Annotated in this window: 1 protein-coding gene; it reads left to right on the top strand. The window is 49.5% G+C overall.

Annotated features, from left to right (window positions below; genetic code table 11):
• Nucleotides 1-564: condensation domain-containing protein (locus Xets_RS14185; protein WP_255430657.1), on the top strand; the 564-nt coding region annotated here is incomplete at both ends.

Genomic DNA, 564 nt, shown 5'->3' with positions numbered 1-564 from the left:
GCGTCAGCTCGATCCTGCTCTGCATATCGACCGTATTACTGAATTCGCGACTCTTGAAGCCCAAACCCCTTTCGATTTTGCTCAGGGACCACTTATCCGTGGCCAACTGCTGCAACTGGCGGATAAAGAACATGTGTTACTGCTCACCCTGCATCACATTATCGCTGACGGCTGGTCCATCAGGGTGCTGGTACGCGAACTGGATGTTTTCTATCATGCGGTTCTCTACGACCATAATGATCCTTTGCCACCACTGCCCATTCAGTACGCCGATTATGCCGTTTGGCAGCGTGATTGGTTGCAAGCAGAGATGTTTACTGCACAGCGAAACTTCTGGCTCAATCAACTTGAAAATGCGCCCGCGTTATTATCACTCCCGACCGATCATCCTCGCCCAGCAGTACAGACTTATGTCGGCAGACAAGTACCTTTCCACCTTGATACCTCAGTACTGAATTCACTTAAGGAACTTGGACAACGCCATAACAGCACCTTATTTATGACCCTACTGGCTGGCTGGAGTATTGTACTCGCCAGGCTTAGTGGTCAGGATGATATTGTCAT

This window comes from Xenorhabdus sp. TS4, assembly GCF_014467265.1.
Classification (GTDB): Bacteria; Pseudomonadota; Gammaproteobacteria; order Enterobacterales; family Enterobacteriaceae; genus Xenorhabdus; species Xenorhabdus ehlersii.
The sequence above is the reverse complement of the archived record's forward strand: the minus strand, read 5'-3'. Positions and strand labels throughout refer to the sequence as shown.